General features: G+C 59.8%; 23 protein-coding genes. 13 read left to right on the forward strand and 10 right to left on the reverse strand.

Annotated elements, in window-relative coordinates:
• Window positions 1-135: 135 nt before the first annotated feature.
• Window positions 136-2,586: a glycogen/starch/alpha-glucan phosphorylase gene (locus tag HCU66_RS02080; protein WP_205886838.1), complete on the reverse strand. Its 2,451-nt coding sequence runs from the start codon at window positions 2,584-2,586 to the stop codon at window positions 136-138.
• 259 nt (window positions 2,587-2,845) lie between these two features.
• On the opposite strand from HCU66_RS02080, the gene HCU66_RS02085 reads away from it, so the two are divergent.
• Window positions 2,846-3,286: a YkgJ family cysteine cluster protein gene (locus HCU66_RS02085; RefSeq protein ID WP_026286653.1), complete on the forward strand. Its 441-nt coding sequence runs from the start codon at window positions 2,846-2,848 to the stop codon at window positions 3,284-3,286.
• Window positions 3,287-3,458: 172 nt separating this feature from the next.
• Here HCU66_RS02085 and typA read toward each other — a convergent pair whose 3' ends face one another.
• Together typA and thiI are read right to left on the reverse strand one after the other, a co-directional pair.
• The gene (typA, locus tag HCU66_RS02090; RefSeq protein ID WP_047536358.1) at window positions 3,459-5,279 is read right to left on the reverse strand and encodes a translational GTPase TypA; all 1,821 of its coding nucleotides are present in this window, start codon (window positions 5,277-5,279) and stop codon (window positions 3,459-3,461) included.
• A gap of 139 nt (window positions 5,280-5,418) precedes the next feature.
• Complete coding sequence (thiI, locus tag HCU66_RS02095; protein ID WP_026286654.1) at window positions 5,419-6,873, reverse strand: tRNA uracil 4-sulfurtransferase ThiI; 1,455 nt, start codon at window positions 6,871-6,873, stop codon at window positions 5,419-5,421.
• 328 nt (window positions 6,874-7,201) lie between these two features.
• On the opposite strand from thiI, the gene glnA reads away from it, so the two are divergent.
• From glnA to ntrC, 6 genes are all read left to right on the forward strand, one after another.
• Window positions 7,202-8,608: a glutamate--ammonia ligase gene (gene glnA / locus HCU66_RS02100; RefSeq protein ID WP_205886839.1), complete on the forward strand. Its 1,407-nt coding sequence runs from the start codon at window positions 7,202-7,204 to the stop codon at window positions 8,606-8,608.
• 134 nt (window positions 8,609-8,742) lie between these two features.
• On the forward strand, window positions 8,743-9,291 hold the full coding sequence (locus HCU66_RS02105) for a chorismate mutase (protein ID WP_205886841.1): 549 nt from the start codon (window positions 8,743-8,745) through the stop codon (window positions 9,289-9,291).
• Window positions 9,292-9,392: 101 nt separating this feature from the next.
• The gene (locus tag HCU66_RS02110) at window positions 9,393-9,908 is read left to right on the forward strand and encodes a DUF4124 domain-containing protein (RefSeq protein WP_205886843.1); all 516 of its coding nucleotides are present in this window, start codon (window positions 9,393-9,395) and stop codon (window positions 9,906-9,908) included.
• A complete protein-coding gene (locus HCU66_RS02115) occupies window positions 9,905-10,522 on the forward strand; it encodes a DUF4124 domain-containing protein (protein ID WP_277397038.1) in 618 nt (205 codons plus the stop codon). The genes HCU66_RS02110 and HCU66_RS02115 overlap by 4 nt, the downstream gene beginning before the upstream one ends.
• Window positions 10,523-10,752: 230 nt before the next feature.
• Window positions 10,753-11,838, forward strand: coding sequence for a nitrogen regulation protein NR(II) (glnL, locus tag HCU66_RS02120; protein ID WP_205886846.1), 1,086 nt, complete (start codon window positions 10,753-10,755; stop codon window positions 11,836-11,838).
• Window positions 11,835-13,271 (forward strand): nitrogen regulation protein NR(I), encoded by a 1,437-nt coding sequence (gene ntrC, locus HCU66_RS02125; protein ID WP_205886847.1) that lies wholly within the window; start codon window positions 11,835-11,837, stop codon window positions 13,269-13,271. Before glnL ends, ntrC begins: the two co-directional genes overlap by 4 nt.
• Before the next feature lie 547 nt (window positions 13,272-13,818).
• On the opposite strand, the gene HCU66_RS02130 is transcribed toward ntrC, so the two are convergent.
• Window positions 13,819-14,259, reverse strand: coding sequence for a hypothetical protein (locus HCU66_RS02130; protein ID WP_205886848.1), 441 nt, complete (start codon window positions 14,257-14,259; stop codon window positions 13,819-13,821).
• Between HCU66_RS02130 and trmL the strand changes: the two genes are divergently transcribed.
• Entirely contained in the window at window positions 14,258-14,713 is a 456-nt protein-coding gene (gene trmL, locus HCU66_RS02135) for a tRNA (uridine(34)/cytosine(34)/5-carboxymethylaminomethyluridine(34)-2'-O)-methyltransferase TrmL (protein WP_205886849.1), read from the forward strand. The genes HCU66_RS02130 and trmL overlap by 2 nt on opposite strands.
• 172 nt (window positions 14,714-14,885) lie before the next feature.
• Here the strand turns inward: trmL and secB are convergent, their stop codons facing one another.
• Genes secB through HCU66_RS02150 form a run of 3 tightly spaced genes read right to left on the reverse strand, consistent with a single transcriptional unit; the run spans window position 14,886 to window position 16,097 of the window.
• The gene (secB, locus tag HCU66_RS02140) at window positions 14,886-15,371 is read right to left on the reverse strand and encodes a protein-export chaperone SecB (protein ID WP_007939439.1); all 486 of its coding nucleotides are present in this window, start codon (window positions 15,369-15,371) and stop codon (window positions 14,886-14,888) included.
• Between the two features lie 56 nt (window positions 15,372-15,427).
• Window positions 15,428-15,682, reverse strand: a complete 255-nt coding sequence (gene grxC, locus HCU66_RS02145; RefSeq protein WP_053153180.1) for a glutaredoxin 3 — start codon at window positions 15,680-15,682, stop codon at window positions 15,428-15,430.
• 1 nt (window position 15,683) lies between these two features.
• Window positions 15,684-16,097, reverse strand: coding sequence for a rhodanese-like domain-containing protein (locus HCU66_RS02150; RefSeq protein WP_205886850.1), 414 nt, complete (start codon window positions 16,095-16,097; stop codon window positions 15,684-15,686).
• A 152-nt stretch (window positions 16,098-16,249) separates the two neighbouring features.
• Here HCU66_RS02150 and gpmI point away from each other — a divergent pair, with 152 nt between their 5' ends.
• The 5 genes from gpmI (at window position 16,250) to HCU66_RS02175 (ending at window position 22,779) form a co-directional block, all read left to right on the forward strand.
• Complete coding sequence (gpmI, locus tag HCU66_RS02155) at window positions 16,250-17,779, forward strand: 2,3-bisphosphoglycerate-independent phosphoglycerate mutase (protein ID WP_205886851.1); 1,530 nt, start codon at window positions 16,250-16,252, stop codon at window positions 17,777-17,779.
• Window positions 17,780-17,999: 220 nt separating this feature from the next.
• Window positions 18,000-19,292, forward strand: a complete 1,293-nt coding sequence (locus HCU66_RS02160; protein ID WP_205886853.1) for a murein hydrolase activator EnvC family protein — start codon at window positions 18,000-18,002, stop codon at window positions 19,290-19,292.
• A gap of 34 nt (window positions 19,293-19,326) precedes the next feature.
• Window positions 19,327-20,646, forward strand: a complete 1,320-nt coding sequence (locus HCU66_RS02165) for a S41 family peptidase (RefSeq protein WP_205886855.1) — start codon at window positions 19,327-19,329, stop codon at window positions 20,644-20,646.
• A gap of 1 nt (window position 20,647) precedes the next feature.
• The gene (locus tag HCU66_RS02170; protein WP_205886857.1) at window positions 20,648-21,445 is read left to right on the forward strand and encodes a divergent polysaccharide deacetylase family protein; all 798 of its coding nucleotides are present in this window, start codon (window positions 20,648-20,650) and stop codon (window positions 21,443-21,445) included.
• A gap of 104 nt (window positions 21,446-21,549) precedes the next feature.
• Window positions 21,550-22,779: a trypsin-like serine peptidase gene (locus HCU66_RS02175; RefSeq protein ID WP_205886859.1), complete on the forward strand. Its 1,230-nt coding sequence runs from the start codon at window positions 21,550-21,552 to the stop codon at window positions 22,777-22,779.
• Here the strand turns inward: HCU66_RS02175 and HCU66_RS02180 are convergent.
• The 3 genes from HCU66_RS02180 to hisA all read right to left on the reverse strand — a co-directional run bounded on the left by HCU66_RS02180 (window position 22,770) and on the right by hisA (window position 25,114).
• Complete coding sequence (locus tag HCU66_RS02180; RefSeq protein WP_205886861.1) at window positions 22,770-23,525, reverse strand: substrate-binding periplasmic protein; 756 nt, start codon at window positions 23,523-23,525, stop codon at window positions 22,770-22,772. The two genes, HCU66_RS02175 and HCU66_RS02180, sit on opposite strands and share 10 nt — an antisense overlap.
• A 71-nt stretch (window positions 23,526-23,596) precedes the next feature.
• On the reverse strand, window positions 23,597-24,367 hold the full coding sequence (hisF, locus tag HCU66_RS02185; protein ID WP_007897430.1) for an imidazole glycerol phosphate synthase subunit HisF: 771 nt from the start codon (window positions 24,365-24,367) through the stop codon (window positions 23,597-23,599).
• Between the two features lie 9 nt (window positions 24,368-24,376).
• Entirely contained in the window at window positions 24,377-25,114 is a 738-nt protein-coding gene (hisA, locus tag HCU66_RS02190) for a 1-(5-phosphoribosyl)-5-[(5-phosphoribosylamino)methylideneamino]imidazole-4-carboxamide isomerase (RefSeq protein WP_019581800.1), read from the reverse strand.
• Between the last annotated feature and the right edge of the window lie 25 nt (window positions 25,115-25,139).

A 25,139-nucleotide genomic window follows, 5' to 3' on the forward strand; every position in this document is an offset into this window, starting at 1 on the left:
TCCCTAAGCAGCCCATTGCCTTGTGGCGTTTGCAATGACGTCATCGCGGTCACTGAAACATCCGGTGGAACTGGCGCTTAGTATATCGGTCCGGCCCAACAACCGTCGGGCCTGACTCGCAATTATTGCTAAAAGTTACTCAAAAGCCTTCCAAATATCCGTGGCGTACTCGCGAATGGTCCGGTCGGACGAGAACCAGCCCATCCGCGCGCTGCTCAATACCGCCGAGCGCCACCATTCTTTCGAATCGTGCCAGTGAGCCTCGACCCGCATCTGGGCGTTCCAGTAGGAGTCAAAATCGGCGCAGACCAGGAAACGGTCGTAGTCCACCAGCGAATCGATCAACGAGGTGTAACGGGACGGATCGTCCGGCGAGAACACCCCGCTGCGAATCGCTTGCAGCACGTCGTTCAGGCGATGGGAGGCGGCAATGTCCGGCGTCGCGTTGAATTCATGATTGAGCTTGCGCGCTTCCACTTGCTCGGCGCTGAGGCCGAAGATGAACATGTGCTCGGCGCCGATACGCTCGCACATCTCCACGTTGGCCCCGTCCAGGGTGCCGATGGTCAACGCGCCGTTGAGGCCGAACTTCATGTTGCTGGTGCCCGAGGCTTCGAAGCCGGCGGTGGAAATCTGCTCCGACAAATCCGCCGCCGGAATGATGCTTTCGGCCAGGCTCACATTGTAGTTGGGCAGGAACACCACTTTGAGCAAACCGCGCACGGTCGGGTCGTTGTTGACCACCCGGGCGATGTCGTTGGTCAGCTTGATGATCAGCTTGGCCTGGTGATAACTGGCCGCCGCCTTGCCGGCGAAGATTTTCACCCGCGGCACCCAGTCGATTTCCGGCTCGGCGCGAATCGCCTGATACAGCGCGACGGTGTGCAGCAGGTTGAGCAACTGACGTTTGTATTCGTGGATGCGCTTGACCTGCACGTCGAACATCGCCGCCGGGTTGATCGCAACCCCCAGCCGCTCATGAATCAGGTACGCCAGGGCCTTCTTGTTGTGCAGTCGCTGTTCGGCGAACTGCTTGCGAAATGCAGTCTTCTCGGCAAACGGTTCCAGCGCCAGCAAACCCTCCTCGGGGTTGTCCAGCAGCTTCGGACCGAGGGCGTCGACCAGCATCGAGGTCAGCTCGGGGTTGGCCTGATAGAGCCAGCGGCGGAAGGTAATGCCGTTGGTTTTGTTGTTGATCCGGTCCGGGTAAAGCTTGTGCAGTTCAGAGAACACCGTGCTACGCATCAGCTGCGTGTGCAGGCCGGATACGCCGTTGACGCTGTGGGAACCCAGGAACGCCAGGTTACCCATGCGCACGCGGCGACCGTTGTCTTCCTCGATCAACGAAATCGCACGCAGCACGTCGAAATCGTGAATGCCCTTGGCTCGCAGCGAGTCGATGTGCTGGGCGTTGATCAAATAAATGATCTGCATGTGCCGTGGCAGCATTCGCTCCATCAAACCGACCGGCCAGGTTTCCAGCGCTTCCGGCAACAACGTGTGGTTGGTGTACGACAGCGTGTCGACCGTGATCTGCCACGCCGCATCCCACGCCACGTCATACACGTCGACCAGCTGACGCATCAGTTCGGCCACGGCGATCGAGGGGTGAGTGTCGTTGAGTTGAATGGCGGCGTGATCGCCCAGGGTCAGCACCGAGGTGTGCATGTTGCGATGGCGGCGCAACAAATCCTGCAAGGACGCGGCGACGAAGAAATATTCCTGACGCAGACGCAATTCCTGGCCGGCCTCGTTGCTGTCCGCCGGGTAGAGCACGCGGGAGATACTTTCCGCCCAGGCCACTTCTGCTACCGCGCCCAGGTGATCGCCAGCGTTGAAGCGCTCCAGGTGCAACTCTTCCATCGCCCGGGCGCGCCACAGTCGCAGCGTATTGACACTCGCGCCTTTCCAACCGACCACCGGGGTGTCATAGGCAATGGCCCGCACGGTTTCCGCCGGGGACCAGACTTGCCTGGACTTGCCGGTTTCATCGGTCACGGTTTCGACACTGCCGCCGAAGCCGATCGGGTAGGCAACCTCCGGCCGCTCAAACTCCCAGGGGTTGCCGAAATCCAGCCAGTGTTCGGTCTGCTCCTGCTGCCAGCCGTCGACGATGGCCTGGCGGAACAAGCCGTGTTCGTAACGAATGCCGTAGCCATGGCCGGCGATGCCCAGGGTCGACATGCTTTCCATGAAGCACGCCGCCAGACGCCCGAGGCCACCGTTGCCCAGTGCCGCATCGGGTTCCAGCAGGCGGATCCGTTCGATGTCGACGCCCAGTTCGGTCATGGCCTCACGGGCGACATCGAGCAGGCCAAGGTTGCTCAGGCTGTCGTAGAGCAAGCGGCCGATGAGGAATTCAAGGGAGAGGTAATAAACCCGTTTCTGGCCTTTGCGGTAGATCTGCCGGGTGTGGTCCATCCAGTGCTCGACCATGTGATCGCGCGCCGCCAGGGCAATGGCTTCGAACCAGTCATGGTCGAAGGCGTGATCCGGGTCTTTGCCCACCGCGTAGGTGAGCTTGGTCAAGACGGCGTCGCGGAATGCGGCCACCTCTGCTTCGCGAACAAGTGGTTCTTGAGTCATCGATAGGACCTCGAGCGAGCGTGAAGTTGTCTGAGCCTAGTCGGTCTGACAGACCATGGAGACTCTGGTTCGGCAGTTTTTCCTGTTAGTGCGAGATAGATCGGCATCAGGTTATCGCGTGCCTGAAACAATGCAGGGGCCGTGCCGGACACAGTGTCTATTTTGCGACAAACAAAAAAATCTGGCGAAAGGTTGTTCAAAAATCCACCAGTCCCGGTATGATCGCGCGCCCTGATGCACACGCTGGTAACAACCGATGATGAAGCCCAACCTGATCGCCGCCGCGGAAATCGATCGCCTCGATACCTGGGCCAAGTACTCTGCCCCAATGTGCGGCTCGTGCATGTCCAGCTGCTGCACGCTGCCGGTCGAGGTCAAGATCAAGGATCTGATCCGTATCGGCATCGTCGACGAATTCGAACTGGGCGATCCACCCAAGAACATCGCCAAGCGCTTGCAGAAGGAAGGGATTGTCGAGCGCTACAACCAGAAGTCCGAGATCTTCACCCTCCAGCGCATGAGCAACAACGATTGCCTGTACCTGGATCGTAAAAGCCGTTTGTGCACTATTTATGATAAGCGCCCGGACACCTGCCGCAACCACCCCAAGATCGGACCACGGCCGGGGTATTGCGCGTACAAGCCTAAAGAAGTGGTGCGCGAGACCAGCAGCTCCAGCCGCACCCTCGAAAAATTTTAAAGCCGCCTCGATCCCCGTAGCAGCTGTCGAGCCCCAGCGAGGCTGCGTTTGATTTCACGACGGCTGCGCAGCCGAACGCAGCCTCGCAGGCTCGGCAGCTGCTACAGCCAGACAAACAAAAACGCCCCCGGCCTTTCGACCGGGGGCGTTTTCGTTCAGCCGGGGCTAAATCTTATGCCTTGGCTTTCTTGGCAGCGCGGGTACGCTCGCTTTCGTCCAGGATCTTCTTGCGAAGACGGATGGACTTAGGCGTCACTTCGCACAGCTCATCGTCCTGGATGAATTCCAGAGCCTGTTCCAGGGTGAAGCGAACAGGTGGAACCAGAGCGATGGTTTCGTCTTTGCCCGAAGCACGCATGTTGTCGAGCTTCTTGCCCTTGGTAGGGTTAACGCCCAGGTCGTTGTCACGGCTGTTCAGACCAACGATCTGACCGTTGTAGATTTCCTGACCGTGTTCAACGAACAGCTTGCCACGCGCCTGCAGGGTTTCCAGGGAGTAGGTCAGCGCCTTGCCGGTTTCAACCGAAACCAGAACGCCGTTCTGACGGCCGGACATGTCGCCGGACTTCATCACGTCGTAACGGTCGAAGATCGAGGTCAGGATGCCAGCACCGTTGGTCAGGGTCAGGAACTGGTTACGGAAACCGATCAGACCACGAGCAGGGATGTTGTATTCCAGACGTACACGGCCCTTGCCATCCGGCACCATGTTGGTCAGGTCGCCCTTACGCAGGCCCATCTCTTCCATCACCTTGCCCTGGGATTCTTCCGGCAGGTCGATGGTGACGTTTTCGTACGGTTCGTGCTTCACGCCGTCAACCAGACGGATGATCACTTCCGGACGGCCTACAGCCATTTCGAAGCCTTCGCGACGCATGGTTTCGATCAGAACCGAGAGGTGCAGCTCACCACGGCCGGACACCTTGAACTTGTCAGCCGAGTCGCCTTCTTCGACGCGCAGTGCAACGTTGTACAGCAGCTCTTTGTCCAGACGTTCCTTGATGTTACGGGAAGTCACGAACTTGCCTTCTTTACCGCAGAAAGGCGAGTCGTTTACCTGGAAGGTCATGGAAACGGTCGGCTCGTCAACGGTCAGAGGCTTCATCGCCTCCGGGGTGTCCAGCTGGCACAGGGTGTCGGAGATGAACAATTCGTCCATACCGCTGATGCACACGATGTCGCCGGCAGCCGCTTCTTCAACGTCGATACGGTGCAGACCGTGGTGACCCATCAGCTTCAGGATACGACCGTTGCGCTTCTTGCCGTCGGCGCTGATCGCCACAACCGGGGTGTTCGGCTTGACGCGACCACGAGCGATACGGCCAACGCCGATAACACCCAGGAAGCTGTTGTAGTCCAGTGCGGAGATCTGCATCTGGAACGGACCGTCACGGTCAACAGCCGGCGCCGGTACGTTGTCGACGATCGACTGGTACAGCGGGGTCATGTCTTCAGCCATTTCGTTGTGGTCCAGACCGGCAATACCGTTCAGGGCCGAGGCGTAGACGACTTTGAAGTCCAGCTGTTCTTCGGTGGCACCCAGGTTGTCGAACAGGTCGAAGATCTGGTCCAGAACCCAGTCCGGACGCGCGCCTGGACGGTCAACCTTGTTGATGCACACGATTGGACGCAGGCCGGCTTCGAACGCCTTCTTGGTCACGAAACGGGTTTGCGGCATCGGGCCGTCTTGAGCGTCAACCAGCAGCAGAACGGAGTCGACCATCGACATTACGCGTTCAACTTCGCCGCCGAAGTCGGCGTGGCCCGGGGTGTCCACGATGTTGATGTGGTAGCCGTTCCAGTTGATGGCGGTGTTTTTCGCCAGAATGGTAATACCGCGCTCTTTCTCCTGGTCGTTGGAGTCCATCACGCGCTCGTCGTTGAGCTCGTTGCGCTCCAGGGTGCCGGATTGACGCAGGAGTTTGTCTACCAGGGTGGTTTTACCGTGGTCAACGTGGGCAATGATGGCGATGTTGCGTAGATTTTCGATCACTTGTGTATCTCGATCAGAGGATTCGGTGTGCTGACAAGTCTTGGCAGCGATTAACAGTAGCGTCCGTGAAAGCCGTTACAGCTTGACGGTGGCATCGGGGGGCCGGTGACGCAGGCCACAGGCAAACAGCCCCGGGCACTTAGCTCGGTCGATAAACGCGCACATTGGCATGCCCCTCACTGAGCAAATGGTGGGCATGCAGGCGACTCATCACGCCTTTGTCGCAATACAGCAGGTACTGGCGAGTAGGGTCCAGTTCCTTGAAACGAGCGTTCAGTGCATAAAACGGCATCGTCTGTACCTCGATACCAGGAAGCTCCAGCGGGTCGTCCTCGGCGGCATCCGGGTGACGGATGTCGATGATGATCTGGCCGGCCAGCGCTTCGCTGACTTCTTCAATTTGCAAGTCCTGGCCCAATTCGTCGATCACGCGATCGATCGGCACCAGTTTGGCGTTCTCGAGCGCGCGCTCAAGGACTGCCATGTCGAATTCTTTCTCTTCGTGCTCCACGCGGTAGCGCTTGGCCGCGGTCTTCGGATTGACCGAGATGACCCCGCAGTACTCCGGCATGTGCCGGGCGAAATCGGCGGTGCCGATCTCGTTGGCCGTGTCGATGATGTCCTGCTTGTGACTGGCGATCAGTGGACGCAAGACCAGCTTGTCGGTCACGCAGTCGATCACGGACAGGTTCGGCAACGTCTGGCTCGACACCTGGGAGATCGCCTCACCCGTGACCAGCGCTTCGATGTGCAGTCGATCGGCAATTCGGGAAGCAGCGCGCAACATCATACGCTTCAAAACTACACCCATATGACTGTTATCGACTTTCCCGAGAATTTCTCCCAGCACTTCCTCGAACGGCACACTGACAAATAACACGCGTTGGGAGCTGCCGTACTTCTTCCAGATGAAGTGCGCGACTTCCATCACGCCCAGCTCATGGGCTCGCCCGCCCAGATTGAAGAAGCAGAAATGGCTCATCAGCCCGCGGCGCATGATCTGGTAGGCCGCAACGGTGGAATCGAAGCCACCGGACATCAGTACAAGCGTCTGCTCCAGGGCGCCGAGCGGATAACCGCCGATGCCGTTGTGCTGGCTGTGGATCACGAACAACCGTTGGTCGCGAACTTCGATACGGACTTCGATTTCGGGTTTTTTCAGGTCGATTCCGGCGGCACCGCACTGGCGGCGCAACTGGCTGCCGACATATTTCTCGATGTCTATCGAACTGAATGGGTGCTTGCCGGCACGCTTGCAGCGCACCGAGAAAATCTTCCCGGCCAGCGCATCGCCGTAGTGCTGCTTGCACTTCTCGACGATGTCGTCGAAGTCGCCCAGCGGGTACTCGTCGATCTGCAGAAAGTGCGCGATGCCCGGCGTGCAGGTCAGGCGTTCGCCCATCTCTTTCAGGACCTTGGGGTCGCTGACGCGGGTTTCCAGCTCGAGATTGTCCCACACACCGTTCACCACCACGGCCGGATCCAGGTCGCGGAGCACGGTGCGGATGTTCTTGGCCAATTGGCGGATGAAACGCATCCGTACCGGGCGGCTCTTGATGGTGATCTCGGGGAAGACTTTTACGATTAGTTTCATGAAAACAGCGCGCGCAGGGCCAGCCGAAAAAGGGGGGCGCGGATTATAGCGGAAATTGCTCAAGGTTTAACCAGTTAATGTGCAGAAGGTTTTGTGCGCACCAAAACAGGTCATTTATGGAATTCAACGCTACATTACAGGGCGTGATTTTGCGCTTTACGGTGCGTTGCCCCTCTATAAGCGTGAAATTGGGGCAAAAAACCCATGGTGGGGCACTGGCATGCAATTTGCTCCCTTGTGAGGCAGGTTGCCTTGGCAGAGTATTCGCGCCGGCATCACCCACATTTAAGGGCATCCATTACTAGCCCGAAGCCACCCGGAGGACACTATGTCGAAGTCGGTTCAACTCATCAAAGATCATGACGTCAAGTGGATTGATCTGCGCTTCACGGACACCAAAGGCACTCAGCACCACGTGACCATGCCGGCTCGCGATGCGCTGGATGAAGACTTCTTCGAAGTCGGCAAAATGTTCGACGGCTCCTCCATCTCTGGCTGGAAAGGTATCGAAGCCTCCGACATGATCCTGATGCCGGACGATTCCACTGCCGTACTGGATCCGTTCACTGAAGAACCAACCCTGATCCTGGTCTGCGACATCATCGAACCTTCGAGCATGCAAGGCTATGACCGCGACCCACGTGCGATCGCCAAGCGTGCCGAGGAGTACCTGAAGTCCACCGGCGTTGGCGATACCGCATACGCCGGTCCGGAGCCAGAGTTCTTCATCTTCGACCAAGTGAAGTTCAAGTCCGACATTTCCGGTTCCATGTTCAAAATCTACTCCGAACAAGGTTCGTGGATGTCCGACCAGGACATCGAAGGCGGTAACAAGGGCCACCGTCCAGGCGTCAAAGGCGGCTACTTCCCGGTTCCACCGTTCGACCACGACCACGAAATCCGTACCTCCATGTGCAACGCACTGGAAGAAATGGGCCTGACCGTCGAAGTTCACCACCACGAAGTGGCAACTGCCGGCCAGAACGAAATCGGCGTCAAGTTCAACACCCTGGTGAAGAAAGCCGACGAAACCCAAACCCTGAAGTATGTCGTGCACAACGTTGCCGATGCCTACGGCCGCACCGCGACCTTCATGCCTAAGCCTCTGTACGGCGACAACGGCTCGGGTATGCACGTACACATGTCCATCTGGAAAGATGGCAAGAACACCTTCGCAGGTGAAGGCTATGCCGGCCTGTCCGATACCGCTCTGTACTTCATCGGCGGCATCATCAAGCACGGTAAGGCCCTGAACGGCTTCACCAACCCGGCGACCAACTCCTACAAGCGTCTGGTTCCAGGCTTCGAAGCGCCAGTAATGCTGGCCTACTCGGCCCGTAACCGCTCCGCTTCGATCCGCATTCCTTACGTGTCGAGCCCGAAAGCCCGCCGTATCGAAGCTCGCTTCCCGGATCCGGCTGCCAACCCGTACCTGGCCTTCGCTGCACTGCTGATGGCCGGTCTGGACGGTATCCAGAACAAGATCCACCCTGGCGACGCCGCTGACAAAAACCTGTACGACCTGCCGCCTGAAGAGGCGAAAGAGATCCCACAAGTTTGCGGCAGCCTGAAAGAAGCCCTGGAAGAGCTGGACAAAGGTCGTGCGTTCCTGACCAAAGGCGGCGTTTTCAGCGACGACTTCATCGACGCTTACATCGCGCTGAAAAGCGAAGAAGAAATCAAGGTTCGTACCTTCGTACACCCACTGGAATATGAGCTGTACTACAGCTGCTGATCCGGTAGCGCCGCGGCACGCGGCGTGACAAAAGAGAGGCCTCCTTCGGGAGGCCTTTTTTATGGGCGAACGCCTGTCATCGGATGCCCGGTTGCGTGCATCATGCCCTTCATCCGATAAAGCCGAGCCCCCCCATGCGTCTACGCCCATGCCTTGCCTTGTTCACTGCCTTGCTGGCCAACAGCGCTTTTGCCAGCCCGGCACCTGCCGCCCTCGCTCCGTTGCTTGGCACCATCGAGGAGCGCCTGGCGATTGCCGACCAGGTCGCGCTGAGCAAATGGGACAGCGGCAAACCTGTGGAAGACCGTCAACGCGAGCGCGAGGTGATTGCCGGAGCCGTCGCCCTGGCACCTGCCTATAAATTGAGCAATGAAGCCGTCGAACAGTTTTTCTCGGCGCAGATCGAGGCCAACAAACTGGTGCAATACGCGCATTTGTCTGACTGGCATGCGCAAGGCAAGGCACCCGACGATCCTCGCCCCGACCTCGTCGGGCAGATCCGCCCGCAACTTGATCAGTTACAAAAACGCCTGCTGCAACAACTGGCCGATTTCAGCCCTTATCGCAACGATCCGCAGTGCGCATCCTGGCTGGCCAAGGCCAATAAAACCGGCGCCCAGGCGCCACTGCGCGAGCTCGCCCGGGTACGCGCCACCGCCGAGTTGTGCAGCGCCAGCCGCTGAGCCGGCCTGCCGATATGCGCTGAGGTGCTCTATGCTCAGCGCTTAGTCGCCACGAACGGAACAGGGCCGGACACTTGCCCAACGGCCAATGGAAGCCTGCAATGCGCTCATTGTTGTTATGCCTGCTCGTACTGATCGCTCTGCCCGCCGCCGCGCAGATCTACAAGTACACCGACGCCAACGGCAACACCGCCTACAGCAATCAACCGCCCGATGGCGTTAACGCTCGACTGGTGGAATTACCACCGCTCAACAGCGTCGAGCGCCAGTCGCCAAGCGAGCCGGTAGCGCCGGCGCAAGCCAGTAGCCGCGAACAGCCCGGCAGCGCCTATCAAGTGCTGGAACTGACCGGCCTGCCCACCGAAGAAGCCCTGCGCGCCAACAATGGCACGTTCACCGTCGGTGTACTGATTCAACCGCGCCTGCAAGGCACTCACCGATTGAGGCTGTTGCTGGATGATCAACCCTACGGCCAGCCGAGCAACGTACCGACTCTGCAACTGGTGAACATTGACCGTGGCGAGCACAACCTCGCGGTTCAGGTGATCGATGGGCAAAAGGTCGTGCAACAGAGCCCCACCGTGACCTTCACCGTGCAGCGAGTGCATAAGCCTTGAGGATCTGGCTGTTGGTCGCGTGCCTGCTCAGTCTGCCGGCAATGGCTGAGGTTTTTACCTACGTCGACGCCCAGGGTAATCGAGTCTTCACCGATCAGCCGGGCACCCGCAACGCCAAGCGTGTGCCACTGGCGACAAGCAATCGAATGTCGGCCAACCCGAGCGGCGCCCCCGTGACGGCAGCGAAAGAAACCAAAGCCAAACCACTGTTTCATTACGACATGCTTCGGGTACTGGTGCCGGAACCGGATGCCACGATCCGTAGCAGTGCCGGTGAATTGATCGTCAGCGTTACCAGCGAACCCGGCCTGCAACAGGGTCATCGTTACCGTTTGCTGCTGGACGGCCAGCCCACCGCCGAGCCCGGCCCGAGCCCGGTGTTCGCCCTGAGCAATATCGACCGCGGCAGTCACAACCTGTCGGTGGAAATCCTCGACGAACAGGGCCGCACCGTGGAACGCACGGCCAATCAGCCGTTCCACATGCTGCGTATCTCCCTCGCGCAGAAACGCCAGGCCAAACCTTGCGCCCTCACCGACTACGGCCAACGGCCGGAATGCCCTCTCAAAGACAAGCCTGAAGAAGAAAGAAGCTCCTTGCTGCGCTTCTTCTAACTTCGTTCAGGTTGGCGCACTCTATTGGTGCACTCATCTGCACCGTACTCACATTTCAACCCATTTTGGTTCGAAAGTACTCGCAAAAACTGGCAGAACGCCACGCAAACGAGCGTAAAACGCCTGTTTCAGGCTCTAAACGCTTCTTTTCGGAGCCTTGGTTTGGTTTTTGCATTTTCCTCGTATCAGCGCTTGTTTCCTTTCGCGCGCCCGGCTCCAAAGAGGTCCTGATGACCATTAGCGACGCACTGCACCGCTTGCTACTCGACAACCTGACCACCGCCACCATTCTGCTCGACGCCGAACTGCGCCTCGAATACATGAACCCCGCGGCGGAGATGCTGCTGGCCATCAGCGGCCAGCGCAGCCATGGGCAGTTCATCAGTGAGTTGTTCACCGAATCCACCGAAGCGCTGAACTCCCTGCGTCAGGCGGTCGAGCAGGCGCACCCGTTCACCAAGCGCGAAGCGATGCTCACCGCCCTCACCGGCCAGACCCTGACCGTCGACTACGCGGTAACGCCGATCCTGAGCAATGGCGACACGATGCTGCTGCTGGAGGTTCATCCCCGCGACCGCTTGCTGCGGATCACCAAGGAAGAGGCGCAGCTGTCGAAGCAGGAAACCAGCAAGATGCTGGTGCGCGGCCTCGCCCACGAGATCAAGAATCCGCTGGGCGGAATTCGCGGCGCGGCACAGTTGCTCGCCCGTGAGTTGCCGGAGGAAAGCCTGCGCGACTACACCAATGTGATCATTGAAGAGGCCGATCGCCTGCGCAACCTGGTGGATCGCATGCTCGGCTCCAACAAGCTGCCGTCGCTGGCCATGTGCAACGTCCATGAAGTGCTGGAACGTGTGTGTCAGTTGGTGGAGGCCGAAAGTCAGGGCTGCATCACTTTGGTGCGCGACTATGACCCAAGCATTCCGGATGTCTTGATCGATCGCGAACAGATGATTCAAGCCGTGCTGAACATCGTGCGCAACGCGATGCAGGCCATCAGCAGCCAGAACGAACTGCGCCTTGGCCGCATCAGCTTGCGTACCCGCACCATGCGCCAGTTCACCATCGGCCACGTGCGCCATCGCCTGGTGACCAAGATCGAAATCATCGACAACGGCCCGGGAATCCCCGCCGAGCTGCAGGAAACCATCTTCTTCCCCATGGTCAGCGGCCGCCCGGACGGTACCGGGCTGGGCCTGGCCATCACCCAGAACATCATCAGCCAGCACCAGGGCCTGATCGAATGTGACAGCCATCCAGGCCACACCACGTTCTCGATCTTTCTGCCACTGGAACAAGGAGCCACATCGACATGAGCCGTAGTGAAACCGTGTGGATCGTCGATGACGACCGTTCTATCCGTTGGGTCCTGGAAAAAGCCTTGCAGCAGGAGGGCATGACCACGCAAAGCTTCGACAGCGCCGATGGCGTGATGAGCCGCCTGGCGCGCCAGCAGCCGGACGTGATCATCTCCGACATCCGCATGCCGGGTGCCAGCGGTCTGGACCTTCTGGCGCGGATTCGCGAACAACACCCACGGTTGCCGGTGATCATCATGACCGCGCACTCCGATCTGGACAGCGCTGTCGCGTCCTATCAGGGCGGCGCGTTCGAATACCTGCCCAAGCCGTTCGACGTCGACGAAGCCGTATCGCTGGTCAAGCGCGCCAATCAGCACGCTCAGGAACAGCAAGGCCTGGAAGTCGTCCCAACGCTGACCCGCACCCCGGAAATCATCGGCGAAGCGCCGGCGATGCAGGAAGTGTTTCGCGCCATCGGGCGCTTGAGCCACTCCAACATCACCGTGCTGATCAACGGCGAATCCGGTACCGGTAAAGAACTGGTGGCCCACGCCCTGCACCGTCACAGCCCACGGGCGGCTTCGCCGTTCATTGCGTTGAACATGGCGGCGATCCCCAAGGATCTGATGGAGTCCGAGCTGTTCGGCCATGAAAAAGGCGCGTTCACCGGCGCGGCCAATCTGCGTCGCGGGCGTTTTGAACAGGCCGATGGCGGCACGCTGTTCCTCGATGAAATCGGCGACATGCCGGCGGACACTCAGACCCGCTTGCTGCGGGTACTGGCGGACGGCGAGTTTTACCGCGTTGGCGGTCATGTGCCGGTGAAGGTCGATGTGCGAATCATCGCCGCGACGCACCAGAATCTGGAAACCCTGGTGCATGCCGGAAAATTCCGTGAGGACTTGTTTCACCGCCTCAACGTGATCCGCATCCACATTCCACGGCTGTCGGACCGTCGCGAAGACATCCCGACCCTGGCCAAGCACTTCCTCAGCCGCGCCGCGCAAGAATTGGCCGTGGAACCGAAGCTGCTGAAAAGCGAAACCGAGGAATACCTGAAAAACCTGCCATGGCCGGGTAACGTGCGCCAGCTGGAGAACACCTGCCGCTGGATCACCGTGATGGCTTCGGGTCGTGAAGTGCACATCAGCGACCTGCCGCCGGAGCTGCTGAGCCTGCCGCAGGATTCGGCACCGGTGACCAACTGGGAACAGGCACTGCGCCAGTGGGCCGATCAGGCCCTGGCACGCGGTCAGTCGAGCCTGCTCGACAGCGCCGTGCCGAGTTTCGAGCGGATCATGATCGAAACCGCCCTCAAACACACCGCCGGCCGCCGTCGCGACGCCGCCGTGCTGCTGGGCTGGGGCCGCAATACCTTGACGCGCAAGATCAAGGAATTGGGGATGAAGGTTGATGCTGGGGATGATGATGAGGGGGATGAGGGTTAATTCCCTTACCTGATCGTTCCCACGCTCCCGCGTGGGAATGCCTCAATGGACGCTCCGCGTCCGCTTCGGCAGGGACGCGGAGCGCCCCGGGCTGCATTCCCACGCAGAGCGTGGGAACGATCAAATAGACCCTCTGTGCACCGCCGCAATGCACCGTGAACCGCAATCGCGCACGGCAACAGATCCGAAATCCCGCCTGCGTTCGCAATCGAACCTCTATCGAAAAAACACGAAAGCCCCGGAACACGGGGCCTTCAGCGCTGCGCAGCGACTTTTTGCTTCAACCCGTTAAAAACTGGCACGCCCCCTGCAATAGCCCAATCAGTGATTCGATTCACTACCCAGTTTCGGGGACCTTGGTACAGGCAGGCCGGGGATTCCCCTCTTTACACCAGGCTCATACCGCAACAGCGACGAGCCCATCCCGTTTTGGGGTCCTTGGTACAGGCAGGCCGGGGATTCCCTCTTTACACCTGGCTCACGACGCAATGCGCGAGCCCTCCCGTTTTGGGGAACCTTGGTACAGGCAGGCCGGGGATTCCCTCTTTTATTGCTCTCGGAGATGGATCTCCAGCCGCCAGCGGTCATCGACCTCGCTACCGGCCCACTCGCCCTGCAGTGGCCGGGCCGCCACCACCGTCAGCAACAATCCTTCATCACTCAAACGCGTTCGCCAGTTCACGTCCTTGCCATTGAGCTTGAGCTGACCTTTCTGCGCACGGCCTTCAGCCTCAAACAGCAATGCAACACTGCCGTCGACCAACTCGCCGTGGGTTTTGGGTTCGTTGTTGAACCACACCACCAGCCCATCGTCGGTCACCTCGACCTGCTGCAAAACGCTGGGGTCGGGCGCAGTCAGACGACCGATCATCAAACCCACCATCACCCCGACAATCGCCAGCGAACCCATCACCCGCGGGAATAGTTTCGAACGGGGATCCGCTTGCGGCGTAGAATGCTGCTCATCTTTACCTTCGGAGCCGTGCATGTTTCACGTCATCCTTTTTCAACCAGAAATTCCGCCGAACACCGGCAACGTTATCAGGCTGTGCGCCAACAGTGGCTGCCACCTGCATTTGATCGAACCGCTGGGCTTCGAGATGGACGACAAGCGCCTGCGCCGGGCGGGCCTCGATTACCATGAGTATGCCACCCTGCAACGCCATGCAGACCTCGCCAGCTGTCTGGAAAGCCTCGGTCATCCTCGGCTGTTCGCCTTTACCACCAAGGGCTCGCGGCCGTTCCACGAGGTCAGCTTCGCCGAAGGCGATGCCTTCCTTTTCGGCCCGGAAAGCCGTGGCTTGCCGGCCGAAGTGCTTGATGCCCTGCCCGGCGAACAACGCCTGCGCCTGCCCATGCGCGAAGGCTGCCGCAGTCTGAACCTGTCCAACACCGTGGCCATCGCCGTGTACGAAGCCTGGCGCCAGCTCGGGTTCAAGTAACCCCGCGACTGATCGTCCCCACGCTCCGCGTGGGAATGCAGCCCGTGACGCTCCGCGTCACTGGACGCGGAGCCTCCCTAGAGGCATTCCCATGCAGAGCGTGGGAACGATCATCTACCGCCCAAGAAAAAAGCGCCTGTTACGGCGCTTTTTTCGTTACGGCATCGAACGCTTATTGAACGGTCGGAGTCTCGCCCGCCGCCTGCATGCGTTGCAGCTCTTGTGCGTACAGCGCGTCGAAGTTCACCGGGGCCAGCATCAGGGCCGGGAACGAACCGCGGGTCACCAGGCTGTCCAGGGTTTCGCGAGCGTACGGGAACAGGATGTTCGGGCAGAACGCGCCCAGGGTATGGCTCATCGAAGCCGCGTCCAGGTTCTTGATCAAGAAGATCCCGGCCTGTTGCACTTCAGCAATGAACGCCACTTCTTCACCGTTTTTCACGGTGACCGACAGGGTCAGCACGACTTCGTGGAAATCGCCTTCCAACGCCTTCTGGCGAGTGTTCAGATCCAGACCGACGCTCGGCTCCCACTGCTGGCGGAAGATCGCCGGGCTTTTCGGGGCTTCGAAGGACAAGTCACGTACGTAGATGCGCTGCAAGGAGAATTGCGGTGCGTTTTCTTCTTCGCTAGCTGCAGTGTTCTGTTGGTCAGTCATCTCAGATCCTTTCTGATCTCGGGTCTTATAGAGTTAGCTATGGTTGAGTAAGGCAGTCAGGCCTTGAGCAGGGCGTCGAGCTTGCCGGCGCGCTCCAGGGCAAACAAATCATCACAGCCGCCCACGTGTGTGCTGCCGATCCAGATCTGCGGCACGGACGTACGCCCGGCCTTCTGAGCCATCGCGGCACGCACCTGCGGCTTGCCATCGACCTTGATCTCTTCGAAGGCCACGCCTTTGTTCTCGAGCAAATACTTGGCTCGGGAACAATAAGGGCAGTAATCGCTGGAATAGACGACGACGTTGTTCATATCACTTCACCAGCGGCAGATTGTCGGCTTTCCAGCTGGAAATACCGCCAGACAGCTTGGCAGCGGTGAAACCGGCTTTCACCAGTTCACGGGCATGAGTGCCGGCAGTCTGGCCCATGGCGTCGACCAGGATAATGGTCTTGGCCTTGTGCTTTTCCAGTTCGCCGACGCGTGCGGTCAGTTTGTCCTGAGGAATGTTCAACGCGCCAACGATGTGACCGGCGGCGAAATCCTTGCTCGGACGAATGTCGATCACCACGCCTGCGTCCTTGTTGACCAGCCCGGTCAGTTCACCGGTGCTCAGGCTGCGGCCGCCGCCTTGCATCTGATAAGCGATCAGCAACGCCAGCAGTACGACGAAGATACCGACGAGCAGATAGTGGTTGGTGGCAAATTGAATCAGGTTAGCAACCATCGAAGGAGGTTCCAGGGCGTTAAAATGTCGGCCAGTATACACAGCCACTATGGTGGGCCAAACCCCGTCCGGCGGTGACGCGGTCGGAACTTCGCTTTAAACTCCTACTCCCTTTTCCATCGCCTCTTTTAATTCAGCCACGAGTGGAATCCATGACTACCACGCCTAAACCTTTGGTCCTGATTATTCTCGACGGCTTCGGTCACAGTGAGAGCCCTGAATCCAACGCCATCTATGCGGCGAAGAAGCCCGTACTGGACCGCCTGTGGGCCACCGTGCCGAACGGCCTGATCTCGGGCAGCGGCATGGACGTCGGCTTGCCGGACGGCCAGATGGGCAACTCCGAAGTTGGCCACATGAACCTCGGCGCCGGCCGGGTGGTCTATCAGGACTTCACCCGCGTGACCAAAGCGATCCGCGACGGCGAGTTCTTCGAGAACCCGACCCTCTGCGCCGCGGTGGATAAAGCCGTCGCTGCCGGCAAAGCCGTGCACTTCATGGGCCTGCTGTCCGATGGCGGTGTTCACAGTCACCAGGACCACCTGGTCGCCATGGCGGAACTGGCCTTCAAGCGCGGCGCCGAGAAAATCTACCTGCACGCCTTCCTCGATGGCCGCGACACGCCGCCGAAAAGCGCCCAGTCGTCCATCGAGTTGCTGGACGCAACCTTCCAGGCGCTCGGCAAAGGCCGGATCGCCAGCATCATTGGCCGTTACTACGCCATGGACCGCGATAACCGCTGGGACCGCGTGTCCCAGGCCTACAACCTGATTGTCGATGGCACCAGCGAATTCAACGCCGCCACCGCACAGGAAGGCCTGCAAGCCGCTTACGAACGTGGCGAAAGCGACGAATTCGTCAAAGCCACCAGCATCGGTGAGCCAGTGAAGGTGGAAGATGGCGACGCCGTGGTCTTCATGAACTTCCGCGCCGACCGTGCCCGCGAACTGACCCGCGTGTTCGTCGAAGACGATTTCAAGGAATTCGAACGTGCTCGCCAGCCAAAACTGGCCGGTTTCGTCATGCTGACCCAATACGCCGCCAGCATCCCCGCGCCGTCGGCCTTCGCCGCGAGCAGCCTGGACAACGTACTGGGCGATTACCTGGCGAAAAACGGCAAGACGCAGCTGCGCATCGCCGAAACCGAGAAGTACGCCCACGTGACCTTCTTCTTCTCCGGCGGTCGCGAAGAACCATTCCCGGGCGAAGAACGCATCCTGATCCCGTCGCCGAAAGTCGCCACCTACGACTTGCAGCCCGAGATGAGCGCCCCGGAAGTCACCGACCGCATCGTCGACGCCATCGAAAACCAGCGTTACGACGTGATCGTGGTCAACTATGCCAACGGTGACATGGTCGGCCACAGTGGTGTGTTCGAGGCGGCAGTGAAAGCCGTGGAATGCCTGGACACCTGCGTCGGCCGCATCGTCGATGCGCTGGAAAAAGTCGGCGGCGAAGCCTTGATCACCGCCGACCACGGCAACGTCGAGCAAATGTCCGACGCCTCCACCGGCCAGGCCCACACCGCGCACACCACCGAGCCGGTGCCGTTCATCTATGTCGGCAAGCGTGACCTCAAGGTTCGCGAAGGCGGCGTGCTGGCGGACGTGGCGCCGACCATGCTGAAGTTGCTGGGGCTTGAGAAGCCTGTGGAAATGACCGGGACTTCGATTCTGGTGTAATCCGCCTCTTCAAACACCGCCAAACCCTGTGGGAGCGAGCCTGCTCGCGATAGCAATCTGACCGTCAACATCCTTGTTGAATGTACTGATGCAATCGCGAGCAGGCTCGCTCCCACATTGGTTTTCAGTCCAGTTATCACACAACCCCAATTGGGCATTTTTTTTGCTGCGCTTGGCGGGCATACTAGGCCCGTCCCTTTCCCTGGTGTCGCCCGCCTCTATGCTTCGCGTCCTGATAGCCCTCGCTCTGACATGCCTGCTCCAACCGGCCTTTGCCGACGAGCGCACGCAAACCCAACAACAGTTGGACGCCACGCGTCAGGACATTGCCGAGCTGAAAAAACTGCTGGGCAAGCTCCAGGAAGAAAAGTCCGGGGTGCAGAAAGACCTCAAGGGCACCGAAACCGAGATGGGCAAGCTCGAGAAGCAGGTCGAGGCGCTGCAAAAAGAGCTGAAGAAAAGCGAATCCGAGCTGCAGCGACTCGATGCCGAGAAAAAAAAACTCCAGAGCGCGCGCGTTGAACAGCAACGACTGATCGCCATCCAGGCCCGCGCGGCCTATCAGAATGGCCGTCAGGAGTATCTGAAACTGCTGCTCAACCAGCAGAACCCGGAAAAATTCGCCCGCACCCTTACCTATTACGACTACCTGAGCCAGGCCCGCCTGGAGCAGCTGAAGAACTTCAACGAGACCCTGCGCCAGCTGGCCAATGTCGAAAAAGACATCGCCATGCAGCAAGCCCAGTTGCTGGTGCAGAAAAGCAGCCTCGACAGCCAGCGCGACGAGCTCGACAAGGTCCGCAAAGAGCGCCAGCAAGTCCTGGCCAAGCTGAATGACGACGTTAAGGCTCGCGACCAGAAACTGGCCGCCCGCGAGCAGGATCAGGCGGACCTGTCTAAAGTCCTTAAAACTATCGAAGAAACCTTGGCCCGTCAGGCCCGTGAGGCAGAAGAAGCGCGGCAAAAAGCGCTGATCGCCCAGCAGGAAGCCGAAAAAAAGCGGTTACGTGAGGCTCAGGCTGCGGCAGACGCCAGCGACGCCCCACGCAAACCCGCCAAATCGACACCCGGTGCTCTGGTTTCAAGTTCAGGCGAGACCTTTGGCGGCCCCTTTGCTTCCACCCGCGGCAAACTGCCATGGCCGGTTGATGGTCGACTGCTGGCGCGCTTCGGTGAAACCCGTGGCGACGATGCCCGAACCAAATGGGACGGCGTGATGATCAGCGCCTCCGCCGGCAGCCAGGTGCATGCCGTGCACGGCGGTCGCGTGGTGTTTGCCGACTGGCTGCGTGGGGCCGGGTTGCTGGTGATTCTCGACCACGGCAACGGTTTCTTGAGTCTTTACGGTCACAACCAGACGCTGCTCAAGTCGGCCGGTGACGTGGTAAAAGCCGGTGAGTCCATCTCCACTGTCGGTAACAGTGGCGGGCAGGACACACCAGCACTGTATTTCGCTATTCGTCAGCAGGGTCACCCGAGTGATCCGGCGCAATGGTGCCGCGCGCAAGGATAGGCGTTGAGTCACCTACATTAGGAGTTCGTTCGACATGCTGCATTTGTCCCGCCTTACCTCGCTGGCCCTGACGATCGCCCTGGTGATCGGCGCGCCGTTGGCGTTTGCCGCTCAACCGGCCCCGGCGGTCGCGCCTGCCGGCACCGCTGCGACCACCAAGGCGCCATTGCCGCTGGACGAATTGCGCACCTTTGCCGAAGTCATGGACCGGATCAAGGCCGCCTATGTAGAGCCGGTGGACGACAAGACCCTGCTGGAAAACGCCATCAAAGGCATGCTCAGCAACCTCGACCCGCACTCCGCCTATCTGGGCCCGGAAGACTTCACTGAGTTGCAGGAAAGCACCAGCGGCGAATTCGGCGGCCTGGGCATCGAAGTCGGCGCCGAAGACGGGTTCATCAAAGTGGTGTCGCCCATCGATGACACCCCGGCCTCCAAGGCTGGCATCCAGGCCGGCGACTTCATCGTCAAGATCAACGGCCAGCCGACTCGCGGCCAGAGCATGACCGAAGCCGTGGACAAGATGCGCGGCAAGATCGGCCAGAAGATCACCCTGACCCTGGTACGCGACGGCGGCGCGCCGTTCGACGTGACGCTGGTCCGCGCCATCATCCAAGTGAAGAGCGTGAAGAGCCAGCTGCTGGAGTCCGGCTACGGTTACATCCGCATCACCCAGTTCCAGGTCAAGACCGGCGAAGAGGTCTCCAAGGCCCTGGCCAAGTTGCGCAAGGACAACGGCAAGAAGCTCAGCGGCATCGTCCTCGACCTGCGTAACAACCCCGGCGGCGTGCTGCAATCGGCGGTGGAAGTGGTCGACCATTTCATCACCAAGGGCCTGATCGTCTACACCAAGGGCCGCATCGCCAACTCCGAACTGCGCTTCTCCGCCACCGGCAAGGACGAAAGCGAAGCGGTGCCAATGGTCGTACTGATCAACGGCGGCAGTGCCTCAGCCTCGGAAATTGTCGCCGGTGCCCTGCAGGATCAGAAACGCGCGGTGGTCATGGGCACCACCAGTTTCGGCAAAGGCTCGGTCCAGACCGTGTTGCCGCTGAACAACGAACGCGCACTGAAAATCACCACGGCGCTGTACTACACGCCCAATGGCCGCTCGATCCAGGCTCAGGGCATCGTCCCGGACATCGAAGTGCGCAAGGCCAAAATCACCAACGAGCAGGACGGCGAATACTTCAAGGAAGCCGATCTGCAAGGCCACCTGGGCAATGGCAACGGCGGCGCCGACAAACCGACCGGTTCCGGCGGCAAAGCCAAGGCCATGCCGCAGGACGACGATTACCAATTGGCCCAGGCCCTGAGCCTGCTCAAAGGACTGAGCATCACCCGCGGCCACTGAGATGCGTCTGCGGTTACTCCTCGGCCTGCTGTGCAGTCTGGCGGGTGTGGCTCACGCGGCGCCCGTCACGACAGCGACCACACCTCACAAGGCTTACCTGAGCCTGATCATCGATGACCTGGGGCAGAACCTGCCCCAGGATCGCCGCGTGCTGGCCCTGCCCGGCCCGGTGACCACGGCGATCATGCCCGACACGCCCCACGCCACCGACTTCGCCCGCCAAGCCCATCGCGCCGGCAAGACCGTCATCCTGCACATGCCCATGGCTCCGGCCACCGGACCGTTTGCCTGGCATCCCGACCTTTCCATCGAAGAACTCGAGAAACGCCTGAACGCGGCGTTCAAGGTCGTGCCATACACCGCTGGTATCAACAACCACATGGGCAGCCGCATGACCGCTCAGCGACCGGCGATGGCCTGGCTGATGGCGGACCTGCAGCGTCGACACAAGTTTTTCGTCGACAGCCGCACCAGCGCGCAAACCGTGGCGGCCGCCGAGGCGCAGAAGATTGGTCTGGCGAGCGTTTCGCGGGATGTATTCCTGGACGATGAGCCCACTGAAGCCGCGATCTTCACTCAGCTACAGACCGCGATCAGCCTGGCGCGCAAGCAGGGTTCGGCGGTGATGATCGGGCATCCGTATCCGCAGACATTAGCGGTGCTTGAACGTGAATTGCCCAAGCTCAAGGCTCAGGGCATTGACTGGATCGACATCAAACAGATGATCAGCGTGCGCGGCAATCGTGCCACGGCAGCGCACGGCAAGGATGGTCAGTACCGCCTCCCGACTGCCCGGTAATTCCTCCCAGCCCACTCCATTTCGCGATAACTATTCATACCTGCCGGTACGCCGCCACGTGCCACGATAGCGCTCACCCCGAATTTCATCACCAAGGAATGGACATGAAATATCTCAGCTTCTTTTGCTTCGCAGGCTTGATTGGTCTGCCGGCTATTTCCGCAATGCAGGCCCGCGACCTGGGCGAAGGCGCCATCAACGAATCCCCTTCAAGAGCCCTGCAAAACAGTGAGCATTTTTATGAGATCTGGAGTGGCGTGGGACGACTCAGTCTCCAATCGGGCGAGATTTGCAGCGCCGTTCTACTGGATACGCGAAACAGGCAAGGCCGAGCCACTGGCCCTGCTTACCTGCTCACCAGCGGTCATTGCGTGTTCTTTGAGTACGGTTCGGCGCGGACCAATCTGCCTTTGAAAGCCAGCGTCACCTTCCACTACTTTCATGACATGCCACAGCGTAAGCGCCGTTACACCATCCGGACCGCCCGATGGAGCAGCCTGGTCGGGACCGATCTTGCAGTACTCGAGGTCGACGCAACATTGGCGTCGCTGATACAGGCCGGGGTCAACCCGCTCAAGCTCGCGTCCCATCAAACCTACGAGAGTCAGGATGCGCTTAACGTTGGCGCGCCGGGTGGCTTTACCAAACAGGGGCTTCGATTGAGCGCCTGCGCTGAACAAACCGCCGGAACGTTCATCGATCATCCCGGGGTCTTCCCTTTGGCCATGAAAAACAGCTGCGACCTTCACGCCGGCAGCTCCGGCAGCCCGATGCTGAACCGCCGCACCAATGAAATCACCGGCATCGTCAGTAAAGTCATGGCCTCCCGCAATACCCCAGCGCCACCCGACTGTGAGCACTCGACGTCTTGCAAGGCCGCTCGCTTCAACTACAGCTACTCGGCCAATTTTCTGCACAAATGCTTTATTGACGGTGTCTTCACCCGCGATGGAGCGGACTGTTCGCTGGAGCCAGTCGAGCTGACTGTCACTGAACCCTGGAAGCTCAAGTCATACGTTCATAGAACGCAAAACGCGGAGGGGCAGATCGTATTGCCTACGTGGGATTTCAGGTTCTCCCTCGATACGCCCTTGTATCGCTACAAAACGGTCCGTAACGCCTGGGACTGCAAGGCTCCCGACAATTACAGCGCCGCCACCAGCGCTGAAGATGCTTACATCAATACTGAAATCGGGCCACAAAGCGGCGCACATGCACTCTGCATTATCGGCGTCGCCTCAGGGGAACAGCAGCTGACAAGGGCGACGCTGAATAACGTGTTTACAAGTGCCGTGTACTTGAGCGCGACACCGGACGCTACGCTTCAGAGATAGCGCCCCATGATGTCGTCAACGATGCCTTCCTTGCGCAACTGATCCAGCGCGGCTTGCAGCTTGGCGACGGTTTCGTCCGGCACGTCCTTGTTCAGCGCCAGGTACAACTCGGCGCTGTTGAAGCGCAGTACGGTCTTGAGCCCGGTCACCCCATCCTGACGCGCCAGGTAACGCCCGGCCGGATCGCCGGTGGCCCACAGGTCAATCTGACCGTTAACCAGCTTCTTCGCGTTGTCCTGGTCGCGCAACACCACAATCGGCTTCAGGCCTTGCTTGGCCAGCGTCTCGGCAATCGCATCACCCTTGTAGGCACCAATCTTGTAGTTGCGCGCCTGCTCCAGCGATTCAAGGGTGATCTTGCTATCGCCCTTGGCCAGCATGATCCAGTCGTCCGGGCCGATAGGGCCGACCCACTTGAAGAGTTTCTCGCGATCCGGCAACCGCGCCATCACGAACACGCCATAACCGGGCTTTTCCAGGGCGAGTTTGTAGATTCGCTCCCAAGGGAAGCGCAGCGTCAGGCTGTAGGGGATGTCGGCGCGTTTGAACATCTCGCGGACGATGTCCACGGCGATACCATTGATGTTCTCGTCCTGGGCGAAGTTCTTGCCGTTCTTCGCCATGTTGTAAGGGGGAAAATTCTCTGTCAGCAACACCAGGCCAGTGCCGGGACTTTCTTCGGCGTGAACTCCGTTGATGAACAACAGAGAAGCGCTGGCGAGAGCAAGAAGAAGTCGTTTAAGCATGTCGGGCTACCGGAATCCATGGCGTGCCCAAGAGTGCCTTGAGCCCGCCATGCTGTCCACTGGCCTGTTGTTTAACGCATGACGATTCCGCGATGGGCCATGTAAGCCTTGGCTTCCTGCACGGTGTATTCGCCGAAGTGGAAAATACTCGCCGCCAATACCGCACTGGCATGACCTTCGAGAATGCCATCGGCCAGGTGCTGCAAGTTACCGACACCGCCGGACGCGATCACCGGAATCCCCAGTGCATCGCTGATGGCACGGGTGACGCCCAGGTCGAAGCCGTTTTTCATGCCGTCCTGGTCCATGCTGGTCAGCAGAATTTCACCGGCACCCAGGCCTTCCATCTTTTTCGCCCACTCAACGGCGTCCAGACCGGTAGGTTTGCGACCACCGTGGGTAAAGATTTCCCAGCGCGGAGTTTCGCCCGGGCCAGAAACCTTCTTGGCGTCGATGGCCACGACGATGCACTGCGAGCCGAAATGCTGCGCCGCTTCGCCAACGAATTCCGGGTTGAACACCGCGGCGGTGTTGATCGAGACCTTGTCCGCGCCGGCATTGAGCAGGTTACGGATGTCCTGCACGGTGCGCACGCCGCCGCCCACGGTCAGCGGGATGAACACCTGGCTGGCCATGCGTTCGACGGTATGCAACGTGGTGTCGCGACCGTCGACGCTGGCGGTGATGTCGAGAAAGGTAATCTCGTCGGCACCTTGCTCGTCATAACGACGGGCGATTTCCACCGGGTCGCCGGCATCGCGAATGTTCTCGAACTTGACGCCCTTGACCACCCGGCCGTTATCCACGTCCAGGCAAGGGATGATGCGTTTGGCCAGCGCCATGGTGAGTCCTCAGCCTTTGTACGAATCGCAGAAAGCTTGCGCTTCAGCGACGTCGAGGGTGCCTTCGTAGATCGCGCGGCCCGTGATGGCGCCGATGATGCCTGGCGCCTTGGCGTCAAGCAGCGACTTGATGTCACCCAGATTGTGGATACCGCCGGAAGCGATCACCGGGATCTTCGTCGCAGCAGCCAAAGCAGCGGTGTAAGAGACGTTGCAGCCCTGCATCATGCCGTCTTTGGCGATGTCGGTATAAACGATCGCGGACACGCCGTCGGCTTCGAATTGCTTGGCCAGGTCGATGACCTGCACGGTGCTGATTTCGGCCCAGCCGTCGGTGGCGACGAAACCGTCTTTGGCATCCAGACCGACGATCACTTTGCCCGGAAATGCGCGGCAGGCTTCAGCGACGAAGGCCGGATCTTTCACGGCTTTGGTGCCGATGATCACGTAGCTCACGCCCGCTTTCACGTAGTGTTCAATGGTTTCCAGCGAGCGGATACCGCCGCCGATCTGAATCGGCAGGTTCGGGTAGCGCTTGGCGATGGCGGTGACCACTTCGCCGTTGACCGGCTGGCCTTCGAACGCGCCATTCAGGTCGACCAGATGCAGACGACGGCAACCGCCCTCCACCCACTTGGCAGCCATGCTCACCGGGTCATCGGAGAACACCGTGGAATCTTCCATGCGGCCCTGGCGCAGACGAACACAGGCACCGTCTTTAAGATCGATAGCGGGAATAATCAGCATCTGGCAAACCTTCAAATTCGAGTGT

It is taken from the genome of Pseudomonas frederiksbergensis (genome assembly GCF_017114915.1).
Taxonomy (GTDB): domain Bacteria; phylum Pseudomonadota; class Gammaproteobacteria; order Pseudomonadales; family Pseudomonadaceae; genus Aquipseudomonas; species Aquipseudomonas frederiksbergensis_I.

Excerpts from the sequence above, each read along its gene's own strand:
- HCU66_RS02080 (WP_205886838.1), bottom strand. The coding sequence starts at position 2,586 with ATGACTCAAGAACCACTTGTTCGCGAAGCAGAGGTGGCCGCATTCCGC.
- HCU66_RS02085 (WP_026286653.1), top strand. The coding sequence starts at position 2,846 with ATGAAGCCCAACCTGATCGCCGCCGCGGAAATCGATCGCCTCGATACC.
- thiI (WP_026286654.1), bottom strand. The coding sequence starts at position 6,873 with ATGAAACTAATCGTAAAAGTCTTCCCCGAGATCACCATCAAGAGCCGC.
- glnA (WP_205886839.1), top strand. The coding sequence starts at position 7,202 with ATGTCGAAGTCGGTTCAACTCATCAAAGATCATGACGTCAAGTGGATT.
- HCU66_RS02105 (WP_205886841.1), top strand. The coding sequence starts at position 8,743 with ATGCGTCTACGCCCATGCCTTGCCTTGTTCACTGCCTTGCTGGCCAAC.
- HCU66_RS02110 (WP_205886843.1), top strand. The coding sequence starts at position 9,393 with ATGCGCTCATTGTTGTTATGCCTGCTCGTACTGATCGCTCTGCCCGCC.
- glnL (WP_205886846.1), top strand. The coding sequence starts at position 10,753 with ATGACCATTAGCGACGCACTGCACCGCTTGCTACTCGACAACCTGACC.
- ntrC (WP_205886847.1), top strand. The coding sequence starts at position 11,835 with ATGAGCCGTAGTGAAACCGTGTGGATCGTCGATGACGACCGTTCTATC.
- trmL (WP_205886849.1), top strand. The coding sequence starts at position 14,258 with ATGTTTCACGTCATCCTTTTTCAACCAGAAATTCCGCCGAACACCGGC.
- HCU66_RS02130 (WP_205886848.1), bottom strand. The coding sequence starts at position 14,259 with ATGCACGGCTCCGAAGGTAAAGATGAGCAGCATTCTACGCCGCAAGCG.
- secB (WP_007939439.1), bottom strand. The coding sequence starts at position 15,371 with ATGACTGACCAACAGAACACTGCAGCTAGCGAAGAAGAAAACGCACCG.
- grxC (WP_053153180.1), bottom strand. The coding sequence starts at position 15,682 with ATGAACAACGTCGTCGTCTATTCCAGCGATTACTGCCCTTATTGTTCC.
- HCU66_RS02150 (WP_205886850.1), bottom strand. The coding sequence starts at position 16,097 with ATGGTTGCTAACCTGATTCAATTTGCCACCAACCACTATCTGCTCGTC.
- gpmI (WP_205886851.1), top strand. The coding sequence starts at position 16,250 with ATGACTACCACGCCTAAACCTTTGGTCCTGATTATTCTCGACGGCTTC.
- HCU66_RS02160 (WP_205886853.1), top strand. The coding sequence starts at position 18,000 with ATGCTTCGCGTCCTGATAGCCCTCGCTCTGACATGCCTGCTCCAACCG.
- HCU66_RS02165 (WP_205886855.1), top strand. The coding sequence starts at position 19,327 with ATGCTGCATTTGTCCCGCCTTACCTCGCTGGCCCTGACGATCGCCCTG.
- HCU66_RS02170 (WP_205886857.1), top strand. The coding sequence starts at position 20,648 with ATGCGTCTGCGGTTACTCCTCGGCCTGCTGTGCAGTCTGGCGGGTGTG.
- HCU66_RS02175 (WP_205886859.1), top strand. The coding sequence starts at position 21,550 with ATGAAATATCTCAGCTTCTTTTGCTTCGCAGGCTTGATTGGTCTGCCG.
- HCU66_RS02180 (WP_205886861.1), bottom strand. The coding sequence starts at position 23,525 with ATGCTTAAACGACTTCTTCTTGCTCTCGCCAGCGCTTCTCTGTTGTTC.
- hisF (WP_007897430.1), bottom strand. The coding sequence starts at position 24,367 with ATGGCGCTGGCCAAACGCATCATCCCTTGCCTGGACGTGGATAACGGC.
- hisA (WP_019581800.1), bottom strand. The coding sequence starts at position 25,114 with ATGCTGATTATTCCCGCTATCGATCTTAAAGACGGTGCCTGTGTTCGT.